This window comes from Sphingomonas sp. AC449, assembly GCF_979253475.1.
The window spans coordinates 67,163-82,296 of record NZ_CEEDCZ010000002.1 but is presented as its reverse complement, the minus strand read 5'-3'; the positions used below and the strand labels follow the sequence as shown (position 1 = coordinate 82,296).

Here is a 15,134-nt window from a genome sequence, read left to right as displayed (position 1 = left end):
CGATCAGCCGGCGTCGAACCGGTCGGGCGCATAGCGGTCCGCATCGATGTGCGCGACGATCGCATCCGGCGCGCGCTTGAGCAGCAACGCCGCTGCCAGGCGCGCGGCGGCGGGCGCGGTCTGAATCCCGAACCCGCCCTGTCCCGCGCACCAGAAGAACGCGGGATTGCGCGGATCGAACCCGTACACCGGGTGACGATCCGGCGCGAACGTCCGCAGCCCCGCCCAGCGGCGCTCGACCTGCTCGACCCGCCAGTCGACCGCCTGCTCGAGCCGGTCGATCGCGATCGCGACGTCGATCTCCTCGGGCGCGGCATCGCAGGGATCGGTGGGCGTCTCGTCGTGCGGGCTCAGCCATAACCGACCGCCGGGTTCGGGCTTGAAATAGAAGCCCCCCGCGATATCGGCGACATGCGGCAGACCCGGCGCGACGGGCGGATCGGTGCGCAGCTGTACCATCGTCCGGCGGTAGGGGCGCATGCCGAGCGGACGAACCCCGGCGCGCATTGCCACCATATCGGCCCAGGCGCCCGCGGCATCGACCAGCATGTCGGCCCGGAACGTGCCGCCGCTCGTTTCGATCGTCCATTGCCCGCTCGCATGGGTCGCCGCATTCAACGTCGCATGCGTGACGATATCCGCGCCCGCGCGTCTGGCGGTCGCCAGTTCATGCGCGTGCAGCCCCGCGACATCGATATAGGCACAGCTCGGCTCGGCCACGCCGAGCGTCCATTCGGGACGCAGACCCGGCACGACCGTCGCCGGATCGACACGGTCGAGCACCACCGCGCTTCCGGCGAATTCGGCGATGAACCGGTCGACCGCGCGCGCATCGCCGGCGCGACCGATGTGGAGCGATCCGAGCGGCTGGAGAAATCCGCCGGCCTGCAGGACCGGACCCGACGCGGTCGTCAGTGGCTGGATCCCCGGCCCGCCATAGGTTTCCGACCAGAAGGCGGCCGAACGCCCCGTCGCGTGATAGCCGGGGGCATCCTCCCCCTCGATCACCAGCACGCGCGCTTCCGGGGCGATGGCGGCGGCCAGACTCGTTCCGGCCATCCCCCCGCCGACGATCGCGACGTCGTAGCGCGTCATCATGCCGGCACCGCGTCGTCGAGGAACGCGTCCATCGCCGATAGTGCACGGTCGCGTACCGCATCCGATTCGCGCAGGATCTCATGCGCGGATTCGGGGCCGAACCGCACCAGGTCTGCATGGGGCAGGCGCGCCGCGACTCGGGCAGCGGCACGCGGGTCGACCAGCCGGTCGGCGTCCGCCACGAGCATCAGCACGGGCACCGCAATCGCCTCGACGCGCCGATCCCGCGCGAGCGCTGCGCAGCCGTCGAACGCCTGCGACAGCCACGACCAGCTCGGCGGACCGAGTTGCAGGCCCGGGCTGGCATCGTGCCACCAGCGTTCGTCGCGATACCGCTCGACGTCGTGCGTCAGCAACCGCTGGCGGGATGCGACGGGGCCCGGCCGTTCATTCTGCCGCCACGCTGCGCGCATGGGCAGCCGGCGCGCCATATAGCGCGCGATCCGTCCCGACATCTCCGCACCGAGCGGCGATCGCAGCCCCAGCATCGGCGCGACGAGGATCGCGGCGGCAGGATCGATCGTCCCTGCCGCAAGCGCGCGCATCACGAGCAGCCCGCCCATCGAATGGCCGAGGATCGCCGCCGGGCTCTTGCCCCCGTCCTCGCTGCGCCACTGCTGCCAGAAGGCCGCCAGATCAGCGTCATAGACCCCGAAGTCGGTGACGTGACCGACATAGGGATCGGGCGACAGACGGCCCGACCCGCCCTGCCCGCGCCAGTCGAGCGAGGTGACCGACCACCCCGCGAGGTGCAGATGCGCGATGGTTTCGAGATACTTCTCGAAGCTGTCGCCACGTCCCGCCTGGAACAGGAATCGACCACGCGGGCGCTCGGCAGGCCAGTCGAATCGCCGCAGCATCCAGCCATCGGGTGCTTCCCAGCCCCCCACCTGCGCCGCCGCGGGAATCGCGCGACGTGCGTCGGCAGCGAGCGTGAACGATCGCCGCGAAGGCGCCGGTCGGGCCGGCTTTTCGCTTACCAAGCTACTAATTTCGCAGGGAAAATGATCGACTTTGGCGGGGGCGGTATCGGGCATTGGCGTGACGGTTACTTTTTTGAAAGCCATAGGAATTAAGACCTAACGCATGGGGTCGGATTTTACGCTTTCATTTCTGCTTTTCGCGCTGGCGGGCATGCTCGTCCTGGCCGCGATCGAGGATGCGCGCGTGCGTGAGATCGCCAACTGGAAGACCGGTGCGATCGCACTGCTGGCGCCTTTGTGGTGGTTTGCCAGTGGGATGGCGCCCTGGCCCGACATGGCGATCCAGCTGGGCATCGCGGTCGCGGTGTTCGCGATCTTCTGCGTCGTCTTCCATTTCGGGATGATGGGCGGCGGCGACGTCAAGCTGATCGTCGCGCTGTCGCTGTGGCTGCCGATCGGGGCGTTCATGGTAATGCTGGTGGTGATGTCGGTGGCGGGCGGGGTGCTGACCGCAGGGATGCTGATCGACCGCCGGATTCGCCGGAAGCCCGGACCGCAAAGCCCCCCGATCGAAGTTCCCTACGGCATCGCGATCGCGTTCGCGGGCCTGTTCGTGCTGCACGAACCACTCCTTAACACCCTCTGGTAGATACTTAATGTTGGATCAACCAACCGGCGCCCGAAAGGCACGATGAGACATGGATAGTCGCAAGGTCATATTGCTGGTGGGCGCGTTGTTCGTCGCGGCGATCACGGCATTCTTTGCCCGGTCGCTGATCGCGGGCAGCGCAACGCCGCAGGCGACGGCAGTGTCGATGCAGCCCGTTGCGATCGACGGGCCCGAGGTTCTCGTCGCCACGCGCGCGCTGCCGGTGGGGACGATCCTCGACGCGTCCGCGCTGAAGTTCCAGCCCTGGCCCAAGGAACTCGTCGACAACGCCTATTACCTGAAGGACAAGACCGACCTGAAGGCGCTGCAGGGCACGGTCGTCCGCAACATCATCACCGCGGGCCAGCCGGTCACGCAGGGTGCGCTGGTGAAGCCCGGGGATCGCGGATTTCTGGCGGCGGCGCTCGGGCCGGGCATGCGCGCGGTGACGGTGCCGGTCTCGGCGCAGGCGTCGGTCGCCGGCTTCGTGTTCCCGGGGGACCGCATCGACCTCGTGCTGACGCAGGCGGTCGCCGGCGGGGGTGACGGCGATCCGCTGAAGGTGTCCGAGACGATCCTGCGCAACGTCCGCGTGCTGGCGACCGACCAGCGTACCGACAACAAGGTCGGCGAGGACGGCAAGACGGTCGTGAGCACCTTTTCCAACGTGACGGTCGAGGCGACGCCGCGGATGGCCGAGCAGATCGCGGTCGCGCAGACGGTCGGCACGCTGTCGCTGTCGCTCCGCTCGATCGCGGACAATGCGAGCGAACTCGAGGAAGCGATCGCGTCGGGCAGCATCAAGGTGCCCGCAGGCACCGACCCCAAGGCGGAGCGCGCGATGATGGCACGGCTCGCCAGCCAGCCCTCGGGCGGCGTGGCGAGCTATGCCACGGGTGCCGACGTATCGCGCTATCAGCGCAGCACGGTGCCGGGTCGCCCGCCGGTCGCCGCGAACGGCAATGCGGCGTCGGGGATGCCGTCCCCCGCTACCGCGCCGGGGCAGCCGGGCCAGGCCATTACCGGCCCCGTGATCCGCGTCGCACGCGGCAACAGCATGACGATCGTTCCGGTCGGGGGGAAGAATTAAGATGCGTATCCGCATGACAGGTTTGCGCGCGCCGCTGGGATGGCCGCTCGCGGCGATCCTCGCAGCGGCAGGCACGGCGCCCTCCGCGATCGCCGACGCGCAGAGCAATTCCCCGCGGACGATGCGCGCCGCGGTGCAGGCGCCCCCCTCCGGGCTGGTCCAGGTCAACACCGGTCGCGGCCGGCTGGTGACGCTGTCGCGGCCGATGAGCGACCTGTTCGTCGCCGACGACACGATCGCCGACGTCCAGGTCCGGTCGCCGACCCAGCTCTACATCTTTGGCAAGAAGACGGGCGAAACGACGATCTCGGCCACCGCGAAGGGTGGCGCGATCGTCTACAGCTCGACCGTCCGCGTCGGCAACAACCTCGATTCGGTCCAGCAGATGCTCGGGCTGGCGATGCCCGAGGCGCAGGTCGTCGCGACGTCGATGAACGGCCTCGTGCTGCTGACCGGGACGGTCGCGGCACCCGAGGACGCCGCCGAGGCGGAACGGCTGGTCCAGGCGTTCGTCGGCGACCAGACCAAGGTCCTGTCGCGCCTCAAGACCGCGACCCCGCTGCAGGTCAATCTGCAGGTGCGCGTCGCCGAGGTGTCACGCAGCTTCGTCAAGACGATCGGCGTCAACCTGACGAGCCGCGGATCGGGCAATTTCCTGTTCAACATCGCGCAGGGCGGGCGACAGGGCGCGATCACCACCGTCCCCGGAGTCATCGGCGCGCCGGGCACGCCGATCGACGCGAACGGCGCGTTCCCCGGCAGCACCCTGTTCGGTTTTCCGGCCAAGGCCGACAACGCGACCTCGCTGGGTCTGGCCGGACGGTTGCTCGGGCTCGACCTGCTCGCGGCGATCGATCTCGGCGAGCAGACGGGACAGGTTTCGACGCTCGCCAATCCGAACCTGACCGCGCTGTCGGGCGAGACGGGCACGTTCCTCGCCGGCGGCGAGGTGCCCGTGCCGATCGCGCAGGCGCTGGGGACGGTGACGGTCGAGTATAAGCAATACGGCGTCAGCCTGGCCTATACGCCGACGGTGCTGTCCGACGGCCGCATCTCGCTGCGCGTCCGTCCCGAGGTGTCGCAGCTCGATTATTCGAACGCGGTGACGCTGAACAACACGCGCGTCCCCGGCCTCACCACGCGGCGGACCGAGACGACGGTCGAGCTCGGTTCGGGGCAGAGCATGATGATCAGCGGGCTGCTGTCGAACGCGCACAACAACACGTACGACAAGACCCCGGGGCTCGCGAGCCTGCCGGTGATCGGCGCGCTGTTCCGCTCGAACAGCTTCCAGCGCAACGAGACCGAGCTGGTGATCATCATCACGCCGTATCTGGTGAAGCCGGTCAACAACCCGTCCGACATCGCGCTGCCGACCGACGGCTACAAGGCGCCGACCGATGCCGGCCGCGTCCTGCTGGGCGAACTCGGCAACGGCACGACGGGCGAGCGGCGCCCCGTCCCGACGGTCGCGCCAACGGGCTATGCGACCCCGGCGATCGGTGCGACCGCCCCCGTCGGTCCGCTGTCGCGTCCCGACCGTCAGAACCCCGTGGCGGATACCCGCTCGCTGCCTGCGGCGGCGCCGGCCAGATCGGGCAAGGGCATTGTCCCGATGCCCGGCTTCTCCCGCTGACCCCGCGCACCGTGTCCAAAGGATTTCACGCAATGACGACACATCCGCTCCTGCTGGCGACGCTCGGATTCGCGCTGCTGCTCGGTGGCTGCATGGGGACGCAGAATCGCGGCCTCGAATCGGTCCACCAGCCGGTGGTCAGCCGCGCCGACTATGCGCTCGACCTCGGCACCGCGGGCGACGGGCTGGCCCCGGGCGAGGCGCGCCGGCTCGCAGGCTGGATGAACACGATGCGGATCGCCTATGGCGACCGCGTCGCGATCGACGACCCGGCGGGTGAGACGCCCGCGGCGCGCGCGCAGGTCGCCGACGTGGTCGCGGGCTATGGCCTGCTGCTGTCGGACGACACGCCGGTGACGCAGGCGCCGGTCAGCCCCGGCGCGATCCGCGTCGTCGTCAGCCGGATGCGCGCGGAAGTGCGCGGGTGCCCCGACTGGTCGCGCAACGCCAGCAACGAGATCGCGAGCCATACGTCGGCCAATTACGGCTGCGCGGTGAACAGCAACCTCGCGGCGATGATCGCGCGACCGGAGGACCTGGTCCGCGGATCGGCGGTCAGCGAGACCTATGACCCCGCCTCGTCCTTCAAGGCGATCGACACGTACCGCAAGGCGGTCCCGACCGGCGCGGGCAATGCGCTGAAGTCCGAAACCGTGGGAGGGAAGTAATGAACGCCCCCTGGAAGCCCGGCGGCATCGCGCACCGCGAGCCCTTCGCCGCCTATGTCTGCGACGAGATCACCGCCGAGGCGCTGCGTCCGATCGCCGCCGAGCTCGGCTGGTCAGTCGACAAGGTCAACAAGGGCGGGCTGCGCAACGCGATCCAGTCGCTGTCGGTATCCGCATCGCCGCAGATCCTGTTCGTCGACCTCGCCGAATCGGGCGACCCGCTGAACGACATCAACGCGCTTGCCGAAGTCTGCGAACCCGGCACGATCGTGATTGCCGCGGGACAGGTCAACGACGTCCGGCTGTACCGCGACCTCGTCGCCAGCGGGATCCACGACTATCTGCTCAAGCCACTTCACCCCGACATGCTGCGCGACACGTTCGGCCATGCGCAGACGATCCTGAACGCGCCCAAGCACGTCGAGGCCTCCACCGATCGTGCGCACTGCTCGATCGCAGTGATCGGTACGCGCGGCGGCGTCGGCGCGTCGACGATCGCGACATCGATCGCGTGGCTGATCGCCGACCGCGAGAGCCGGTCGACCGCGCTGCTCGACCTCGACGTCCATTTCGGCACCGGCGCGCTGTCGCTGGATATCGAGCCCGGTCGCGGCCTGACCGACGCGATCGAGAATCCGAGCCGTATCGACGGGCTGTTCATCGAACGTGCGATGGTCAAGGCGTCGGAACGGCTGTCCGTGCTGAGCGCGGAGGCGCCGATCAACGCGCCGCTGATGACCGATGGCGCCGCCTTCTATCAGCTGCAGGAGGAGATGAGCGCGGCGTTCGAATGCACCGTCGTCGACCTGCCGCGCGCGATGCTGGTGCAGCACCCGCATCTGATCAACGACGTGAACACCGTCGTCGTCGTCACCGAACTGACGCTGGCCGCCGCGCGCGACACGATCCGCATCCTGTCGTGGCTCAAATCGAATGCGCCGCAGGGCAAGGTCGTCGTGCTCGCCAACCGGATGCACGCGGGCGGGCAGCTCGAGATCACGCGCAAGGACTTCGAGGGCTCGATCGAACGCAAGATCGATTACGTCGTGACCTTCGACCAGAAGCTCGCATCGCAGGCGGCCAAGCTCGGCAAGCCGATCGTCGAGGCGGGCAAGGCATCGAAGACGATCGCACCGATCGTCACGATGGTGAACGAGATGATCGTGAACATGGACGCGGGCGACGACGCGGTGAACGGCGCGTCGGGCAAGGGCGGCTCGCTGCTCGGCAAGTTCGGCGGGCTCAAGGGCCTGATGGCGAAGCGGCCGGCGAAGAAGAAGTGACGGTGATGCCGACCAATATCCCGCAATCCGCGCGCAGGGAGGCCTAGGCCGTCATGGACATGATGCCGTTCGTGATGGTGATGCTCGGCGCGACGCTGGTGATCGGGATGATCGTGTTCGCGTTCGCCGGGCCGTCGACGGGCCGTGCGCAGACGCGGCGGATCGCATCGCTGCGCGAGCGGCACGGCGAAGGCGCGGTGATCGCCGAGGCGCAGATGCGCCGGATCGCGAACGCGCGCGACACGCGGATGGATCTGGCGGTCGGCCGGATCCTGCCCAACCCCGCCGAACTCGCCAAGCGGCTCGCGATGACGGGCAAGGACTGGACCGTCGGGCAGTACGGGGTCGCGACCGCGGTCATCGCGCTGGTGGTGGCCACGCTGATGCTGTTGAAGGGGCTGCCGATCCTGCTCGCGCTCTTCGTCGGGCTGTTCATCGGTGTCGGCCTGCCGCACCTCGTGGTCGGCAAGGTCATCGCGCGGCGCGTCGGCAAGTTCACGCAGAAATTTCCCGACGCGATCGAGCTGCTGGTCCGCGGCCTGCGGTCTGGTCTGCCGATCAGCGAGACGATCGGCGTCGTCGGCAGCGAACTCGACGGCCCGGTCGGCGAGGAATTCCGCTCGGTCAGCGACAAGATGAAGATCGGCCGGACGATGGACGTCGCGCTGCAGGAGACCGCGGACCGGCTCGGCACGCCCGAATTCCAGTTCTTCGTGATCACGATCGCGATCCAGCGCGAGACCGGCGGCAACCTGGCCGAGACGCTCGCCAATCTTGCCAACGTGCTGCGGATGCGCGCGCAGATGAAGCTGAAGATCAAGGCGATGTCGTCCGAATCCAAGGCGTCGGCCTATATCATCGGCGCGCTGCCGTTCATCGTGTTCGGGCTGATCTGGTTCATCAACGGCACGTACATGCAACGTTTCTTCATCGACGAGCGGCTGATCGTGATCGGGCTTGGCGGGCTGTGCTGGATGGCGATCGGGTCGTTCATCATGTCCAAGATGATCAGTTTCGAGATTTAGGACCTAGACGATGGGCGAGACCGCCGGACCTACGCTGCTCGGAATCGACGTGATCACCGCCGCGACCATCCTGTCGGGGATCGCGGCGTTCGCGGTGATGATCGCGATCTATGCGGTCACCACCGTCAGCGACCCGATGACCAAGCGCGTCAAGGCGCTGAACGACCGGCGCGAACAGCTGAAGGCAGGCATCACCGCCTCGACCAAGCGACGCGCGAAGCTGGTCCAGCGCAACGACACCGCCGACCGGATGCGCGGCTGGCTGTCGTCGATGAAGGTGCTGCAGGACAGCCAGGTCAAGGCGGTCCAGGTCAAGCTCGCGCAGGCGGGGATCCGGTCGAAGGAATGGGCGCCGGCGGTCATTTTCGGCCGGCTGGTGTTGCCGATCGTGATCGGCGGCGCGATGCTGATATGGGTTTACGGCACCGACGGGTTCGCGACCTGGGGCCCGCTCAAGAAATACGGGCTCGTCGCGATGAGCTTCATCCTGAGCTACAAGGCGCCCGACCTCTATCTCGACAACAAGATCAAGAAGCGCACCGATGCGATCCGCAAGGGCCTTCCCGATGCGCTCGACCTGCTCGTGATCTGCGCCGAGGCCGGGCTGACGATCGATGCCGCGTTCCACCGCGTCGCGCGCGAGCTGGGGCGCGCCTATCCCGAGCTGGGCGAGGAATTCACGCTGACCGCGATCGAGCTGGGCTTCCTCACCGACCGGCGCAGCGCGTTCGAGAATCTGGCGAACCGGGTGAAGCTCGACGCGGTCAAGGGCGTCGTCACGACGATGGTGCAGACCGAGAAATACGGGACGCCGCTCGCGTCTGCGCTGCGCGTGCTGTCGGGCGAGTTCCGCAACGAGCGGATGATGCGTGCCGAGGAAAAGGCAGCGCGGTTGCCGGCGATCATGACGGTGCCGCTGATCCTGTTCATCCTGCCCGTGCTGTTCGTCGTCATCCTCGGCCCGGCGGCCTGCTCGATCTCGGACGCGCTGCTCAAGGGCTGAGGCAACCGCAGCCGCGGCGGATCGTTGAGCCCCCGTAACAGGAGGGTTTCACGATGCCGTTGTTTTCCACACCGACGCAGTTCGCCGCACTGGGGCTGGTCTTGATCGCGGGCTGGCTGCTGGGTCTTGCAAGCCATCCGGGGGGCAAGAAGTGGAAGGCGCGCTATCTCGCCGAACGCGATGCGCATGGCGCCGCCAAGAAGGACGCCGATGCCCGTGCGACCGCCGCCGAGAAGCGCGCGGTCGAGGCCGAGCATGAGAATGCACGGCTGGTGAAGGCGGCTGCCGCCGCACCGGTCGCGGCACCTGCCACCGCTCCCGGTTTCGTGTCGGCACCGGTGACGACGGACACGCGCGTTGCCGCACCGATTGCGCAGCGCAGTGCAGTCGCGAGCCAGAGCGCCCGCCCGGCATTCGCCGCCGACGGGGCCAAGCGCGGCTGGTTCGACTTCAACCCGCGTCGCTGAGGTTCGGCGACGGGAGAACCGTTTCCCCCGCTACGTGCTCTCCCGCGAAGGCGGGAGCCCAGTCTGGGCCCCCGCCTTCGCGGGGAAACAGTCTTTCTCGAGTATTTCCCACCCCGGCGTAGGCCGGGGCCCAATCGGTATGTCTGAAGTAACTCAGGACGTTCCCTGGTTACTCAGCATCCCCAATTGGGCCCCGGCCTTCGCCGGGGTGGGGTCGTATTGTCTTACTTCTCGGTCAGCGCCGCCTGCGCCGCCGCGAGGCGGGCGATGGGCACGCGGTACGGGCTGGCCGAGACGTAATCGAGACCGACCTTCTCGCAGAACGCGATGCTCGCCGGGTCGCCGCCATGCTCGCCGCAGATGCCAAGCTTGATGTCGGACCGGGTCTTGCGGCCACGTTCGGCGGCGATCTCGATCAGTTCGCCGACGCCCTCGACGTCGATGCTGACGAACGGGTCCTTCGCGTAGATGCCCTGCTCGACATAGGCGCCGAGGAACCGCGACGCGTCGTCGCGGCTGACGCCCAGCGTCGTCTGCGTCAGGTCGTTGGTGCCGAACGAGAAGAACTCGCCGACTTCCGCAATCTCGCCGGCGCGTAGCGCTGCGCGGGGGAGCTCGATCATCGTGCCGACGAGATACTCGATCGTCCGGCCCTTGTCGGCGAACACCGCCTGCGCAGCCTTGTCGACGACCGCCTTCATCAGCTCGAGCTCGCGGCGGGTCGCCACCAGCGGGATCATGACCTCGGGGATCGGTGCCGCGCCCGACTTCTCCGCGACGTCGACCGCCGCCTCGAAGATCGCGCGTGCCTGCATCTCGTAGATCTCGGGATAGGTCACGCCGAGACGGCAGCCGCGATGGCCGAGCATCGGGTTGAACTCGTGCAGTTCCGCCGCGCGCCGCTTGAGCGTGTCGACGTCGATCCCCGCGGCGTTTGCAACCTCGGCGAATTCCGCCTCCTCATGGGGCAAGAATTCGTGGAGCGGCGGATCGAGCAGGCGGATCGTCACCGGCAGCCCGGCCATCACCTCGAGGATCTCGGTGAAGTCCTTGCGCTGTTCGGGGAGCAGCTTCTCGAGCGCGACGCGACGCCCCTTCTCGTCGGTCGCCAGGATCATCTGGCGGACGTTGGTGATGCGGCTGGTCTCGAAGAACATGTGCTCGGTCCGGCACAGCCCGACGCCCTCGGCACCGAACTCGCGTGCGACGCGGCAATCTTCCGGAGTCTCGGCGTTGGCGCGGACCTTGAGGCGGCGGACCTCGTCGGCCCACACCATCAGCGACGCGAAATCGCCCGACAGCTCGGGCTGCACGGTCGCGACCGCGCCGATCATCACTTCGCCGGTGGTGCCGTCGATGGTGAGCAGGTCGCCCTCCTTCACCTCGCGACCGCCGCAGCGCATGATCTTGGCCTTGGCGTCGATCGACAGCGTCCCCGCGCCCGAGACGCACGGGCGCCCCATGCCGCGAGCGACGACGGCAGCGTGGCTGGTCATCCCGCCGCGCGCGGTCAGGATGCCCTTGGCCGCGTGCATGCCGTGAATGTCTTCGGGGCTGGTCTCGGTGCGGACGAGGATGACCGCGACGCCGTCGGCGGCCTTCTTCTCCGCGGTGTCGGCGTCGAACACGACCGTGCCCGAAGCCGCGCCCGGCGATGCGGGCAGGCCCTTGGTCAGCACATCGCGAGTCGCATTGGGATCGAGCGTCGGGTGGAGCAGCTGATCGAGCGCCATCGGATCGACGCGCTGGATCGCCTCCTCGCGCGTGATCAGCCCCTCGTTCGCCATGTCGACCGCGATCTTGAGCGCAGCCTTGGCGGTGCGCTTGCCGGCGCGCGTCTGGAGCATCCAGAGCTTGGTCTTCTCGACCGTGAACTCGATGTCCTGCATGTCGCGATAATGGTTTTCGAGCGTGTCGAACACGTCGGCGAGCTGGCCGTAGACCTCGGGCATCGCCTCTTCCATCGAGGCGGGCTTGGCGCCGGCGTCCTCGCGCGCGGTCTTGGTGAGATATTGCGGGGTGCGGATGCCGGCGACGACGTCTTCGCCTTGGGCATTGATCAGGAACTCGCCATAATAGGCGCGGTCGCCCTTCGACGGGTCGCGCGTGAACGCGACGCCGGTCGCCGACGTCTCGCCCATGTTGCCGAACACCATCGCCTGGATGTTGACCGCGGTGCCCCAGGCGGCGGGGATGTCGTTGAGGCGGCGATAGACTTTCGCGCGCTCGGACTGCCACGAACCGAACACGGCGCCGACCGCGCCCCAGAGCTGGTCGTGAACGTCCTGCGGGAAGGGCTTGCCCCACTGCTTTTCGACGAGGCTCTTATATTCGGCGACCAGCGCGCGCAGGTCGTCGGCGCTGAGTTCGGTGTCGAGCGTGAAGCCCTGGTCTTCCTTGGCGATCTCGAGTGCTTCCTCGAACGCGCCGTGATCGAGCTCCAGCACGACGTCGGCGTACATCTGGATGAAGCGACGATAGCTGTCCCACGCGAAGCGTGCGTCCTCGGACTTGGCGGCGAGGCCCTCGACCGTCTCGTCGTTGAGGCCGAGATTGAGGACGGTGTCCATCATCCCCGGCATCGACGCGCGCGCGCCGCTCCGGACGGAGACGAGCAGCGGGTCGGCGGCGTCGCCGAACTTCTTGCCCGTGACGCCCTCGATATGCGCGAGGCCGGTCGCGACCTCGTCGCGCAGGCCCTGCGGGAACTGGCCGCCCTCGTCGTAATAGACCGCGCAGAACTCGGTCGAGATCGTGAAGCCCGGCGGGACCGGGAGGCCGATCGACGCCATCTCGGCGAGGTTCGCACCCTTGCCGCCGAGCAGGTTGCGATCGCCCTTGCCGCCGTCCGAAACACCGCCGCCGAAGCGGTACACATATTGGGTCATCACGGGTCCTCTAGGTGTTGTTGCGCACAAGGCGGCAGTGAAAGTCTATGCAGGCGGGGCGGGTCAGCCCTCGATCTTCGAAAAATCCGCGACGTTGTGCACTGCGGCGCGAACGCGCTCAAGTAGCGCGAGACGGGCGGAGCGCTTCGCAGGGTCGGGATCGTTGACGATAACGCTATCGAAAAACGCATCGATCGGCGCACGCAGCGACGCCAGCGCGGCCATCGCCGCGGCGAAATCCTCCGCGGCGATTGCTGCGGTCGCGCGGGGTTCGGCGGTGTCGAGCGCGGACTGGAGCGAGGCCTCTGCCGGTTCGGGCGCATACTGCTCCCTCTCCCCTGCGGGGAGAGGGTCGGGGTGAGGGGCAGTACCGGGCGCGGCACTGCTTGGCAGCCCCTCTCCCCTACCCTCTCCCCGCAGGGGAGAGGGAGCAGAAGGTGCTTCCTTCTTGAGGATATTGGCGGCGCGCTTGTAGCCGGCGAGCAGGTTCTTGCCGTCCTCGGTCGATATGAAATTGGCGAGAGCTTTAGCCCGCGCTTCGACCCGATCGACCCGGTCGTCGCTTCCAGTGCCCCAGCCGGTGGAAGCTTGGACGTAGTCATAACGGATGCCAGCTTCACGCAGCTGAACGCCGAGGCGATCATGCAGAAAGTCGGAGAGCACGATACCGAGCGCGGCATTCTCTTCGCCAGACCACGCGCGCGCTGCAGCGTCGATCTTGAACTTGAGATTGGCCGCCTGGATCGTACGCAGGACTCCCAGCGCTGCTCTTCGCAATGCGAATGGGTCCTTGGACCCAGTCGGAAACATCTCGACGGCAAAGAACGAGAAGAGCGTATCCAGCTTGTCCGCCAAACCGACCGCCACCGTCACCGGGTCGGTAGGAACATCATCGCCCTGCCCGACCGGCTTGTAATGGTCGCGGATCGCGGCGGCGACGGCGGGGTGCTCGCCCTGGGCTGCGGCGTAGTAGCCGCCCATCAGGCCCTGCAATTCGGGGAACTCGCCGACCATGCCGGTGACGAGATCCGCCTTGGCGAGACGCGCGGCGCGGTCTGCGAGGGTGGCGAGCTGCTCCCTCTCCCCGTCGGGGAGAGGGTTGGGGTGAGGGGCTGTTCCGGGCGTGGCGCCGCTGGGCAGCCCCTCACCCCGGCCCTCTCCCCGCAAGGGAGAGGGAGCAGGAGTGACGATGCCCTTTTCGACCAGCCAGCGCGCGAGTTTCGCGACGCGGTCGACCTTGTCGGCGAGCGTGCCGAGCTTTTCGTGGAAGACGATCTTTTGGAGCTTTCCCGCCTGCTCTTCGAGCGGCACCTTCAGGTCGGTGTCGTAGAAGAATTTCGCATCCGACAGACGTGCGGCGAGCACCTTGCGGTTGCCCTCGACGATCTTCGCGCCGCCGTCGTGCGCGGCGATGTTAGCGGTACAGACGAACGCGTTGGCGAGCGTCCCGTCGGCGCTGCGGCAGACGAAATATTTCTGGTTTACGCGCGCGGTGAGCTGGATCACCTCGGGCGGCACGTCGAGAAACGCGGGGTCGAACTGGCCGAGCAGCGGAATCGGCCATTCGGTGAGCCCGGCATTCTCGGCGACGAGACCCTCATCGTCGATCAGCTCGAGCCCGGCCTGCATCGCGGCCTCGCGCGCGTGATCGCGGATCAGCGTCGCGCGCTCGTCGTGATCGACGATGACGTGGCAGGCGCGCAGCTTCTCGACATAGTCGTGCGCGCCGCCGATCGTGATCTGGTAGGGGTGGTGGAAGCGGTGGCCGAGCGTGGCGGCGCCGCTCGCGATGCCCGCGATCTCGAACGGTACGATCTCTTCGCCGAGCAGCGCGACGACGCCTTGCAGCGGGCGGACCCAGCGCAGGCTTTCGGTGCTGGCGGAGGCATCGCCCCAGCGCATCGACTTGGGCCACGGGAACGCGCGGACGATTGTGGGGATGGCGTCTGCCAGCACGGCGGCGGTGGCGCGGCCGGGCTTTTCGGTGACCGCGAAGAACGTGCCGCCGCGATCGACCAGCTGCTCGCGCGTGAGGCCGGTCTTGCGCAGGAAGCCTTCGAGCGCCTGCGGGGGGGCGGACGTCTTGGGGCCCTTCACCTCTTCGGAGACCGCGGCGGTCTCGAGCGGCAGGTCGCGCGCGATCAGCGTCAGCCGGCGCGGCGTCGCATAGGTGACGAGCGCGCTGGTGGCGATGCCCGCCTTGGCGAGTTCGGCGGTGAAGAGCTTGGCGAGATCTTCACGCGCCTTCGCCTGCATGCGGGCGGGGATTTCTTCGGAGCGGAGTTCTAAGAGAAAGTCGGTCATTCGGGCTCACCGGTCGGAGCAAAAACACTCTGCGCTCTCTGCGCCTCTGCGCGATAGTCTGTTCGCGCAGAGGCGCAGAGGACGCGGAGAGAACAAGAGA

12 protein-coding genes are annotated in these 15,134 nt (G+C 67.9%); 8 read left to right on the top strand and 4 right to left on the bottom strand.

Features of this window, described 5'->3' with window-relative positions; all coding sequences use genetic code 11:
* Positions 1–3 precede the first annotated feature (3 nt).
* Both AC0CH3_RS04000 and AC0CH3_RS03995 read right to left on the bottom strand, forming a co-directional pair.
* Positions 4–1,095, bottom strand: coding sequence for an NAD(P)/FAD-dependent oxidoreductase (locus tag AC0CH3_RS04000; RefSeq protein WP_354303548.1), 1,092 nt, complete (start codon positions 1,093–1,095; stop codon positions 4–6).
* On the bottom strand, positions 1,095–2,081 hold the full coding sequence (locus tag AC0CH3_RS03995) for an alpha/beta hydrolase (RefSeq protein WP_354302906.1): 987 nt from the start codon (positions 2,079–2,081) through the stop codon (positions 1,095–1,097). Before AC0CH3_RS03995 ends, AC0CH3_RS04000 begins: the two co-directional genes overlap by 1 nt.
* A 103-nt stretch (positions 2,082–2,184) precedes the next feature.
* On the opposite strand from AC0CH3_RS03995, the gene AC0CH3_RS03990 reads away from it, so the two are divergent.
* The 8 genes from AC0CH3_RS03990 to AC0CH3_RS03955 are packed head-to-tail and all read left to right on the top strand — an operon-like array spanning position 2,185 to position 9,842.
* Positions 2,185–2,670, top strand: coding sequence for an A24 family peptidase (locus AC0CH3_RS03990; protein ID WP_354302908.1), 486 nt, complete (start codon positions 2,185–2,187; stop codon positions 2,668–2,670).
* A 49-nt stretch (positions 2,671–2,719) separates the two neighbouring features.
* Positions 2,720–3,760, top strand: a complete 1,041-nt coding sequence (gene cpaB / locus AC0CH3_RS03985; RefSeq protein ID WP_354302910.1) for a Flp pilus assembly protein CpaB — start codon at positions 2,720–2,722, stop codon at positions 3,758–3,760.
* A gap of 13 nt (positions 3,761–3,773) precedes the next feature.
* A complete protein-coding gene (locus AC0CH3_RS03980; RefSeq protein ID WP_156350386.1) occupies positions 3,774–5,396 on the top strand; it encodes a type II and III secretion system protein family protein in 1,623 nt (540 codons plus the stop codon).
* Between the two features lie 32 nt (positions 5,397–5,428).
* A complete protein-coding gene (locus tag AC0CH3_RS03975; protein ID WP_354302912.1) occupies positions 5,429–6,064 on the top strand; it encodes a CpaD family pilus assembly protein in 636 nt (211 codons plus the stop codon).
* Complete coding sequence (locus AC0CH3_RS03970) at positions 6,064–7,347, top strand: AAA family ATPase (protein ID WP_354302914.1); 1,284 nt, start codon at positions 6,064–6,066, stop codon at positions 7,345–7,347. Before AC0CH3_RS03975 ends, AC0CH3_RS03970 begins: the two co-directional genes overlap by 1 nt.
* A 53-nt stretch (positions 7,348–7,400) precedes the next feature.
* On the top strand, positions 7,401–8,372 hold the full coding sequence (locus AC0CH3_RS03965; protein WP_354302916.1) for a type II secretion system F family protein: 972 nt from the start codon (positions 7,401–7,403) through the stop codon (positions 8,370–8,372).
* 10 nt (positions 8,373–8,382) lie between these two features.
* The gene (locus AC0CH3_RS03960; protein ID WP_056020800.1) at positions 8,383–9,375 is read left to right on the top strand and encodes a type II secretion system F family protein; all 993 of its coding nucleotides are present in this window, start codon (positions 8,383–8,385) and stop codon (positions 9,373–9,375) included.
* Between the two features lie 53 nt (positions 9,376–9,428).
* Positions 9,429–9,842: a hypothetical protein gene (locus AC0CH3_RS03955; RefSeq protein WP_354302918.1), complete on the top strand. Its 414-nt coding sequence runs from the start codon at positions 9,429–9,431 to the stop codon at positions 9,840–9,842.
* Between the two features lie 224 nt (positions 9,843–10,066).
* On the opposite strand, the gene ppdK is transcribed toward AC0CH3_RS03955, so the two are convergent.
* Together ppdK and glyS are read right to left on the bottom strand one after the other, a co-directional pair.
* Positions 10,067–12,730 (bottom strand): pyruvate, phosphate dikinase, encoded by a 2,664-nt coding sequence (gene ppdK, locus AC0CH3_RS03950; RefSeq protein WP_465237628.1) that lies wholly within the window; start codon positions 12,728–12,730, stop codon positions 10,067–10,069.
* Between the two features lie 63 nt (positions 12,731–12,793).
* Positions 12,794–15,034, bottom strand: a complete 2,241-nt coding sequence (gene glyS / locus AC0CH3_RS03945; RefSeq protein WP_465237627.1) for a glycine--tRNA ligase subunit beta — start codon at positions 15,032–15,034, stop codon at positions 12,794–12,796.
* Positions 15,035–15,134 lie beyond the last annotated feature (100 nt).

What these genes read in the sequence shown, in the direction of transcription:
- AC0CH3_RS04000 (WP_354303548.1), bottom strand. Translation starts at nt 1,095, where the DNA reads ATGACGCGCTACGACGTCGCGATCGTCGGCGGGGGGATGGCCGGAACG.
- AC0CH3_RS03990 (WP_354302908.1), top strand. Translation starts at nt 2,185, where the DNA reads ATGGGGTCGGATTTTACGCTTTCATTTCTGCTTTTCGCGCTGGCGGGC.
- cpaB (WP_354302910.1), top strand. Translation starts at nt 2,720, where the DNA reads ATGGATAGTCGCAAGGTCATATTGCTGGTGGGCGCGTTGTTCGTCGCG.
- AC0CH3_RS03980 (WP_156350386.1), top strand. Translation starts at nt 3,774, where the DNA reads ATGACAGGTTTGCGCGCGCCGCTGGGATGGCCGCTCGCGGCGATCCTC.
- AC0CH3_RS03975 (WP_354302912.1), top strand. Translation starts at nt 5,429, where the DNA reads ATGACGACACATCCGCTCCTGCTGGCGACGCTCGGATTCGCGCTGCTG.
- AC0CH3_RS03970 (WP_354302914.1), top strand. Translation starts at nt 6,064, where the DNA reads ATGAACGCCCCCTGGAAGCCCGGCGGCATCGCGCACCGCGAGCCCTTC.
- AC0CH3_RS03965 (WP_354302916.1), top strand. Translation starts at nt 7,401, where the DNA reads ATGGACATGATGCCGTTCGTGATGGTGATGCTCGGCGCGACGCTGGTG.
- AC0CH3_RS03960 (WP_056020800.1), top strand. Translation starts at nt 8,383, where the DNA reads ATGGGCGAGACCGCCGGACCTACGCTGCTCGGAATCGACGTGATCACC.
- AC0CH3_RS03955 (WP_354302918.1), top strand. Translation starts at nt 9,429, where the DNA reads ATGCCGTTGTTTTCCACACCGACGCAGTTCGCCGCACTGGGGCTGGTC.
- ppdK (WP_465237628.1), bottom strand. Translation starts at nt 12,730, where the DNA reads ATGACCCAATATGTGTACCGCTTCGGCGGCGGTGTTTCGGACGGCGGC.
- glyS (WP_465237627.1), bottom strand. Translation starts at nt 15,034, where the DNA reads ATGACCGACTTTCTCTTAGAACTCCGCTCCGAAGAAATCCCCGCCCGC.